This window comes from Marinilabilia sp., assembly GCF_016278715.1.
Taxonomy (GTDB): domain Bacteria; phylum Bacteroidota; class Bacteroidia; order Bacteroidales; family Marinilabiliaceae; genus Marinilabilia.
The window spans coordinates 1-9,381 of sequence record NZ_JADQBH010000110.1; the positions used below are offsets into that span (position 1 = coordinate 1).

At 41.1% G+C, this 9,381-nt stretch carries 8 protein-coding genes; 5 read left to right on the plus strand and 3 right to left on the minus strand.

What is annotated here, in order from left to right; genetic code table 11:
• Positions 1–2,160: lipopolysaccharide assembly protein LapB (locus tag QZZ43_RS06820; protein WP_291857330.1), on the plus strand; the 2,160-nt coding region annotated here is incomplete at its 5' end.
• 8 nt (positions 2,161–2,168) lie between these two features.
• Positions 2,169–2,561, plus strand: a complete 393-nt coding sequence (locus QZZ43_RS06825) for a DUF3859 domain-containing protein (protein WP_291857332.1) — start codon at positions 2,169–2,171, stop codon at positions 2,559–2,561.
• A 346-nt stretch (positions 2,562–2,907) separates the two neighbouring features.
• Here the strand turns inward: QZZ43_RS06825 and QZZ43_RS06830 are convergent, their stop codons facing one another.
• Both QZZ43_RS06830 and ychF read right to left on the minus strand, forming a co-directional pair.
• Positions 2,908–4,401: a T9SS type A sorting domain-containing protein gene (locus QZZ43_RS06830; protein ID WP_291857333.1), complete on the minus strand. Its 1,494-nt coding sequence runs from the start codon at positions 4,399–4,401 to the stop codon at positions 2,908–2,910.
• 219 nt (positions 4,402–4,620) lie between these two features.
• Positions 4,621–5,721 (minus strand): redox-regulated ATPase YchF, encoded by a 1,101-nt coding sequence (ychF, locus tag QZZ43_RS06835; RefSeq protein ID WP_291857336.1) that lies wholly within the window; start codon positions 5,719–5,721, stop codon positions 4,621–4,623.
• Positions 5,722–5,831: 110 nt separating this feature from the next.
• On the opposite strand from ychF, the gene QZZ43_RS06840 reads away from it, so the two are divergent.
• The 3 genes from QZZ43_RS06840 to QZZ43_RS06850 are packed head-to-tail and all read left to right on the plus strand — an operon-like array spanning position 5,832 to position 7,457.
• Positions 5,832–6,425: an RNA polymerase sigma factor gene (locus QZZ43_RS06840; protein ID WP_291857338.1), complete on the plus strand. Its 594-nt coding sequence runs from the start codon at positions 5,832–5,834 to the stop codon at positions 6,423–6,425.
• A gap of 59 nt (positions 6,426–6,484) precedes the next feature.
• On the plus strand, positions 6,485–6,904 hold the full coding sequence (locus tag QZZ43_RS06845) for a hypothetical protein (RefSeq protein ID WP_291857339.1): 420 nt from the start codon (positions 6,485–6,487) through the stop codon (positions 6,902–6,904).
• A gap of 43 nt (positions 6,905–6,947) precedes the next feature.
• A complete protein-coding gene (locus QZZ43_RS06850) occupies positions 6,948–7,457 on the plus strand; it encodes a hypothetical protein (protein ID WP_291857341.1) in 510 nt (169 codons plus the stop codon).
• Here the strand turns inward: QZZ43_RS06850 and hutH are convergent.
• Positions 7,447–8,952, minus strand: a complete 1,506-nt coding sequence (gene hutH, locus QZZ43_RS06855; RefSeq protein WP_291857343.1) for a histidine ammonia-lyase — start codon at positions 8,950–8,952, stop codon at positions 7,447–7,449. The two genes, QZZ43_RS06850 and hutH, sit on opposite strands and share 11 nt — an antisense overlap.
• Positions 8,953–9,381: the final 429 nt, after the last annotated feature.

Genomic DNA, 9,381 nt, shown 5'->3' on the forward strand with positions numbered 1-9,381 from the left:
GAATCCAAGCGGGTAAAGGAATCGCTTGATGTGTTGGGCGATTTGGTAAAGGAGACGCATAGTAGTGACCTGATAGATGGTCTTTACAATCTGGAAATGACTTACAAAAGTCTTCTGCGTTATACCGTTGAGGGGTTTTCCGACCCTGAGCGACAAGAGGTTTACAACCATCTCCTGGTGGATGTTTACAAAATTGCCGACCGTATTTTGGATGAGTTGCGCAATCGAAACGGACAGGGATGGCTCTTTGATGCCCGCAGATATTTAAGAAGCAAGCCTGAAGAAGAGCTTACCGCTGTGGTAGAGGATTACCTGAAAGCCATCGACCAGTATTTGGTAGCCTATACCGTAGATTCGGAGATTCCACTGTCCTATGAACTGGAGAAATCGCAGGACAGGCTCTTCGAGCTGGTAGCTTCAATGCCTGATTTTTCAAAAAACCGGCAAGAACAAGTTCGGGAGGTTTTCTTTGGAGATGAATTCTTCTGGCCCTGGCAGAGTGTTATGGTGAGTGCACTGACCCTTAACTTGCTTTCAACTTTCCGGGAAGAGAATCTTGATTTGATGTTTGAATTGTGCGGGCATCCCAATAAGCAGGTGAAGCTACGTGCCTTTACCGGGTTGCTTTTTGTGCTCTACCAATACGACACCCGCCTGTCGTTGACTTCCGGTATGGGAGAGAAGATTTCACGACTCAACGAACTGTTTTCAACCCAAACCATTCAATCGGTTTTGATTCAGATTATCCGAACGCGTGAGACAGAGAAACTCACTAAAAAAATGAACGAGGAAATTATTCCGGAGGTGGCTCGTATTCAGCCTAACCTTCGTAAAAAACTGGATCTTGATAATTTGCTCAATGATGCGCTGCCGGAAGATAAGAATCCCGACTGGGAGGATATTTTTTCTGACTCACCTGAACTTATGGACAAGCTCGAAGAGCTGAGCCATCTTCAAATGGAGGGGGCCGACTTGTTTATGTCCACTTTTAAGATGTTGAAGCATTTTCCGTTTTTCAATGATATACATCACTGGTTTTTGCCATTTTTCTATCCCAACCCTATCGTAAAAGATGCGCTGAAGAACGAATCCGGGCCGCTGAATGATAGCCAGATACTTGAATCAATGGCCGATTCAGGGGTAATGTGTAATTCTGATAAATACAGCCTGATTATGAGTATTCCACAGATGCCCGGAATGCAAAAAGAGATGATGGGAAAGATGTTTGGTGCTGAAATAGAGGCTATGCGGGAGGTGCAACAAAGTGATGAATTGGTCGATCCAGGAAAAAAGGAGTTGTTTATTTCTAATCAATACATCCAGGATCTTTACCGTTTCTATAAAATTCATCCCCAAAGGCACTCTTTTGATGACCCTTTTGAGCTAGAGATGGTTTTTCATAAAAAATGGTTTCTGACGCTCTTGACCCCCGGAGAGAATACACCGCTGAAATTGGGTGAGTATTTGTTTGGAAAGAACTATTTCTACGAGGCAACGGGTATTTATGAGCAGGAAGCCCAAAAGGATATGTCCGACCGACAGGTGCTTCAGAAACTGGCTTATTGTTATCAGCAAACCGACGATTATGAAAAGGCACTTCATTATTACCTGCAAGCCGATTTGTATGGCGATTCGCAAGCCTGGAATTTGAAGAAAATCGCTCTTTGTTACCGCTATTTAAAAAATCCGGAAAAGGCGCTTGAATATTACAAGATGGCAGAGCAACAAAAACCTGACGATCTTCATACTCAGGTGAGTGTAGGCCACTGCCTGCTTGAGTTAAAACGGTTCGATGAGGCTTTGCAATACTATTTTAAAGTGGAATATCTGGCGCCTGATAATCATAAAGTCTGGCGACCTATTGCCTGGTGCTCTCTGGTCGAAGGAAAACTGGAACAGGCCAGAAAATACGGGGAGAAACCCATTGCTGAAAAACCTACTCAGCACGATTACATGAATATGGGGCATATTCTGTGGTGCCAGGGAGATCGCAAAACGGCCCTGGAATGGTATCTGAAGTCTATTCGCCATCAGGATTCATCGTTGAATGAGTTCGTGAATGCTTTTGAGGAGGACCGGCACTTATTGCTAAAACATGGTGTTGAACCAGCCGATATACCGATTCTGTTGGATCAACTACGTTATTATCTGGAAAAATAGATAGCTCCATGCCAAACAGGAAGAAGGCAAAAGTAGAATTATACAGTTATGGAATCTACAGTGCGTGGGATAGAACCTCCCGCAATTTACCGAAATTAAAGGCCATTACTACAGAAATCCCTGTTACTCCTGATGTGGAATTTGGCTATGTGCTGAAAATAAAAGGAGGAAAAGGGGAAGTACTGGAATTCGTAATTGACCATCCACCATTTCCGGATAAAGATGGCAAACCTGCCCCGCCATTTTCAGGCGAAGTAGTTGTTAATTCAAACGACTGGGAGTTCTTTCTGGGTGATACCGTATGGGAACCTTATGAAGATAAAGCAGGAAAATGGGAACTCATAACGCGCCTTCGGGGAAAAGATATTGCTCGTAAAGTATTCAGTCTTTTTATGCCCTGATTCTTTACGAGAATGTAATATTAAAAAGGAATGCGCCGAAAATAATCAGCACAATTACAATAGCTACCTCAATGATTGAATAAATCAAAATCTTTCGTTTCAACTTAGCTATTGTATCGTTCTCCGTCTCTCTCATTTTCTTTTTTTTCAAGAAATTCATATTTACAAAGGAAAAATAAATTGCAGATATTTCGAAGTGACGGAACGATCATTGTGCTTTTTTAACATATTTTAATTTGTGTTCCAATGGATTGTTTTTGAGCTTTTTGTCGTGTTTAATAGACTGAATTTGCACAAAAAATGTTGAAATCGTATCAGTGCGTTTGTGAAAAAAATGTTTTGGTACTTACCTGATAATTTGTAATTGTTTGGTTTCCATGCCGGAGATGGTTTTTATCCGGAGGAGGTATAATCCTGGAGACAGTTGGCTTACTATCAGACTTTCTTCTTTTTTATTCACGTCTTTTTCCTTTATCATTTTTCCCTCAACATGGAAAAGTTGAATTTGCAATATCTTTTCGTCTGATCTAATATTTGTAATGCTGCTTGCAGGATTAGGGAAAATGGTTGTTTTTGAAGCGGAGTATATGGTTTTAGTTGACGTTTCGGAAAGAGAACTATTATAAAAAAATGTTTTTTGTTTTATTGACCATGTATTTAGGTTGTTATCCCAAAGGTAGAACCTGTCGTATATCTTGTTGCCGTTTTCATCCGTAAAGCATTCCGCTTTATAATGTCCAATAAGTGCATTTTGTTGATTGTCCCATAAATTCCTTTCCGTATAAGTGTTGTTGCCATATTCATCATACGTTAAATCTAACTTCCAATCCAAATTCCAAACTGCCCTGTATTTGTCCCATGAGTAATTTCCATAATGTTTTGTATTCCCGAAAGTATCATAGGCGTATTCCATTTTTCCGCTTTGTTCCCACGCGTTTTGTTCACTTCTCCAAAGATAGCTTTCGTCTAGTATGTTATTGTCATTTTCATCATAGGTAAAATCCATTTTGGACCCAAGAATCCATGTCTCATTTTCGCTGTCCCAGCGATATGACAGGGATGAGGTTCTGTTATTTTGGGTGTCAATGATGTATTCATATTTTCTTGTTTTTTTCCAATCTGCCAGGTCTATATCCCATAAATATTGAATCTGGAAACTAGCTCTTTCCATATTGGGCTCGTAGATGTATTCATATTTGAGTTCTCCCCTCCAGGTTTGTTGGTCACTATCCCATGAATAAGCCTCATGTAACTCCAAATATCCGGAATCATTCATTGTGGATTCTTCTCTGTATTGTGCTATCCATGTTTCCTGCTCTTGATCCCATTCATGCACAGTATAAAGAATCCAGTTATTTGAAGATGGAAGGAAAGTATATTCTTGCCTATTATTATATATCCATGATTCTTGTTCACTGTCCCATGAATAACCTAAATATATAGTAGTATTTCCATAATCATCATATGTATATTCCGTTTTTATGGTTCCATCCCAGTTTTCTTGAGTGTCATTCCATGTATAATTTTCAATTAAGGAAATGTTCCCTTTATTGTCATAACGATAGAGCTTTTTTGATGATAATGTTGAATCAACTTCAGAAGTGAATGAGTAAACATAAATTGAATCACATTGCATGCTCGGAGTACTGCTTTTAAGCATATTTCTTCCGTTATTACTATGGGGACTCTGAGGCGGATTTTGTTTTACAACTGGGAATTCATTTTTTTGAATGTAATTATCGAAATACCTGTCTGGATTTAAGTCAAAGCGATGAATCTGTGCGCTGGTGTTTAGGCTGAAGAATAGTATTGATGCGAATAAAAGAGTAAGGGTTCTCATGTTGGTCTTGTTTTGGAAGTGAAAGTTGAGCTATCTGTGATTGAGCATAAAGATATTGTTTTGTTAATTATGGTCAATCAAGCTATATGTTTTTTTCAATTAATATCCATAATCTAATGATGAATTGAGTATTTGAACGGACTATTGTAACAGATTATACCATAAAAAAGCCGGGCTGTTAATTTAAACAACCCGGCTTGATTTTTATCTTATAAGATGTTATACATTAAACCTGAAATGCATAATATCTCCGTCCTGCACTTCATATTCTTTTCCTTCTACATGCATTTTTCCGGCTTCTTTGCAGGCCTGCTCCGATCCCAGGGCAACAAAATTGTCGTATTTAATTACTTCGGCGCGGATAAAACCTTTCTCGAAATCGGTGTGAATAACACCTGCTGCCTGAGGGGCCAGAGCTCCGGCGGGGAATGTCCAGGCACGTACCTCTTTCTCGCCCGCAGTGAAGTAAGTTTTCAGTTCCAGCAGTTCGTAAGCTGAACGTATTAATTTTGCGACTCCTGATTCTTTTAGGCCCAGGTCGTCCAGAAACATCTGACGTTCTTCGAAGGTTTCCAGTTCTGCAATTTCGGCTTCCGTTTGCGCGGCAATAACAAGCACCTGAGCATCTTCTCCCTTTACATTTTCCTTTACCGCATCCACATGCTTATTGCCCGAGATTACCGAAGCCTCATCGACGTTACAAACGTACATGATGGGCTTATTGGTAAGCAGGTATAAGTCTTTGGCTACTTTTGCCTCCGGGTCGGTAAGTTCAACCACACGGGCCGACTTGCCACTTTCCAGGGCTGTTTTGTATTTCAACAAAACTTCGAGCAATCTTTTGGCTTCAGGGTCTTTAGACGTTTTGGCAATCTTCCCGGCTTTAGTAATCCGGCTTTCAATGGTCTCCAAATCTTTAAGCTGAAGTTCCATGTCGATAACGTCCTTGTCTCGAACCGGATTGATGGAACCATCCACATGGGTCACGTTATCGTCTTCGAAACACCTCAATACATGAATGATGGCATCGGTTTCGCGAATGTTGGCCAGGAATTTATTGCCCAAACCCTCACCTTTGCTGGCACCTTTTACAAGCCCGGCAATGTCAACAATCTCAACAGTAGTGGGTACCACCTTCTGCGGTTTAACCAGTTTTTCGAGTTGTACCAGCCGGTCGTCGGGGACTGAAATGACGCCTACGTTGGGTTCGATGGTACAAAACGGAAAGTTGGCCGACTGAGCCTTGGCGTTTGAAAGACAATTAAATAGTGTGGATTTGCCCACGTTGGGTAAACCTACGATGCCACATTGTAATGCCATTGTAATATTTGTTTTTTAGTGTGTTCTTCTGATGTTTCAAAAATCAGAGTGCAAAGGTAGCTGATTTTTTTTGGATTGGAATTAATAGGTTTTGATAAACTGGGAGTATCTTGATTTCTTGTTATCTTCGCAACCAAATTAATGAGATTCTCATGCAGCCCGACGATAAGAAAATATTGTATCTGGCGCAAAAGGCCAATAAAAAGGATGAGGCTTTGGCGTTGCTGATGAAGAAGTATAAGGAGCGGCTTTACTGGCATATTCGTAAAATGATAATTGTTCACGAAGATGCGGATGACCTGCTTCAGAATACTTTTATGAAGGCCTGGAATCATATTGGTAATTTCCGGGGCGATGCCTCCCTTTACACCTGGCTGTATCGTATTGCAACCAACGAAACGCTCAATTACATCAATAAGAAAAAAGAGGGTCTGCTTCACGAAGATGCCGATATCGAAACGATGTTGGGTAATAAAATTGAAACCGACCCCTTGTTTACGGGAGATGAAATTCAGAAACGGTTACAAAAATGTCTTTTGGCTCTTCCTGAAAAGCAAAGGTTGGTTTTCAACATGAAATATTTTGAAGATATGACTTACGAGCAGATGTCCGAAATTCTGGGCACCTCTGTTGGCGCTTTAAAAGCCTCCTATTTTCATGCCGTCAGGAAAATTGAAGCATTTATTAAGAATGAAGTGTTTTAAACCTTTGTGCCTGTAAATGTTCTAAATAAATGATTTGAGCCGGGTTAAACAGAATTATTATGAGTGAAGAGTTATTTGGAAATAAAAAGCGTCCGTTTGGAGTCCCTGAGAATTATTTCGAGGATTTTGAAAAGCGTTTTATGAAGAAAATGGAAATCGAAACAGCGGAGAATGCCGCTGAAGAGAAAGTCGGTTCCGTTATTTCAGTCGTTAAGCCCTGGCTGGCTATGGCGGCGTCGTTTGTCATTATTGCCCTTCTCTATTATCAGGTTCCAAAGTTGTTCTCCGCTGATACTGAAATTAGCAGTGTCAATTCGGTCGAGGATGAGTTCATTAATTCTCTTGCATTGATTGTTGATGAAGAGGATATTAATGCAATGATAATTGCCGGGGAATCTGATTTTGTCTTTGCCCCCGATTCTGTACTGTTTGGAACTTTCTCAGAGGAAGAACTGGCTGCAGTTACTTATTTTGATTAATAATCTCTCAAATAATCTTTATTTCTGAAGTAAAATCGAAGTCATGAAGAATTTTAACTACTTATTAATAACCATCTTTCTTTTTGGACAAATATTTTCTACGCCTGCTTTTGCTCAGGATGATGATAAAGAATCCAGAATTGAGCGTCTGAAATCCCAAAAAGTTGCATTCTTAACTGAACGTATCGGTTTGAGCTCCGATGATGCGCAAAAATTCTGGCCCGTTTACAACGAGATGAGTGCCAAAATGGATGAACTCTGGAGCCAAAAAATGGACAACATTAATAAATTGTACCTTTCAGATAATGAGTTGAGTACATCCGAAAAAGAAGCCGAAGTTGACAATTACATCAATTTTGAAGTTGAAAAAGCCAGGCTGGAGAAACAATACCATGAAAAATTTAAAAAGATTCTTACCATTGATCAGGTGATTAAGCTTTACGGCGCTGAGCATGAGTTTAAGAAAAAAATGCTTCGCCTAATCAGAAAAGGCAAGGAATCTTCTTGTGAAGGTTGCGATGAGTTGGAGCAGGATAAAGTGGCTAAGACCTGAATCTCTCCGTGGGTTTGTTTCTGAGAAATTCTACCGCTTTTTCTATTTCCATATACATTATTTTGTCTTCGTGAATAAACGGCACTTGTTCTCTCAGTTCCGCCATTAAATTTTCCAGGAATACGGAAGTTTTGGCTGGCCTTCTGAAATCCAGTGCCTGGGCTGCATTAAACAGTTCAATGCCCAAAACACGCTCCACATTATAAACTATCTTCAATGTTTTGGTAGCGGCATTGCCCCCCATACTCACATGGTCTTCCTGTTCGTTGGATGACGGAATACTGTCCACAGATGCGGGTGTGGCCATCTGTTTGTTCAGACTGACTATGGATGCGGCGGCATATTGGGGTATCATAAACCCGGAATTGAGACCCGGATTGGCTACCAAAAATACGGGCAATCCCCGTTCTCCCGAAATCAACCGGTAAACTCTTCGTTCCGATATGCTTGCCAGTTCGCTAATGGCAATGCCCAGGAAGTCCAGAGCCAGAGCCAGCGGTTCTCCATGAAAATTACCCCCCGAAATGATTTGTTCTTCATCAGGAAAAACGATGGGGTTATCGGTTACCGAATTTATCTCTGTCTCCACTACTTTCGCAACATAATTGATGGCATCCTTAACGGCACCATGAACTTGTGGAATGCACCGAAACGAATAGGGGTCCTGTACTTCTTTATTTTTTTGACTGATGAGTTCGCTGCCTTCAAGCAGTTGACGAATGTATGCAGCTGTTTCTATTTGACCGGGATGAGGTCGTACGGTGTGAAGAATCTCTAAAAATGGGTCGATGCGACCATTGAATGCATCCAGACTTAGTGCTGCCACAATATCGGCCTGTTGTTCCACTTTGAATGCCCTTAGAAGGGTGTACACGGCATGTGCGCTCATGAATTGCGTGCCGTTTAGCAATGCCAGCCCCTCCTTGGCTTCCAGTTTTATGGGTGTCCAGTTGTTTCTCTCCAACATCTCCGAAGCCGGGATTTTTTCATTTTCCACCCATACCTCTCCATGTCCCAGGAGGGGAAGAAATAGATGTGCTAGCGGAGCCAGATCTCCTGATGCTCCTAAAGAGCCTAGTTCCAGAACCACCGGCACAATGTCCTGATTGAAAAAATCGATCAACCGATTGACTGTTTGCAGCTGAATTCCTGATTTTCCCAGACTGAGGGCATGTATTTTCAATAATAGCATTAACCGAACCACATCGCGGGGCACTTCCGGCCCCGCACCGCAGGCATGACTTAGTAGCAGGTTTTCTTGAAGTTTGCTAAGGTCTGCATTTGAAATTGACCGGTTGTGGAGTGCTCCAAAACCGGTATTGATTCCGTAAACCGGGTCTTCCTCGGTCTGTAATTTGTGATCAAGCCACTTTTTGCACCGAACAATTAGAGCAGCGGCTTCGTCGGATAAGTGAAGTTTCTTATTCTCAGTCAGGATATTGTAAATAATTTCAAAAGTGAGCGGTTGTGGAGAGATGTGATGAATGTTTTCCATGACAGATGCTTTTTGAAAAAAGTATTTTAGTCGTTCGTTTTTAGGCAGTAGTTGTTAATTGGGAATACCAATTATTGACAAAGCTTCAGAGCTGTGATAATTATGCAGGCAGTACATTTAAAAAGGGTTGAGGTTTAACATGGGTGCAGGCAATAATTACTTTGGACTTTTGTAGATTGAGCGGAAACTCATGGAAAACGAATATTGCCTGCCTTGCCGGTATTCGATGAAGTGCGGTTTTTTAATTTTCTGCCCATAGCGTGTTTGTTTCTTCCACCGAAAATACGATGTTTAGGGCAACATTGTTATGATTTCTGTCAGGAGGCATTATAAAACAAAAAAGCCACCCAAAAAATGAGTGGCTTTTTTTCCTGGTGACCCAGCAGGGATTCGAACCCTGGACCCCATCCTTAAAAGGGACGTGCTCTA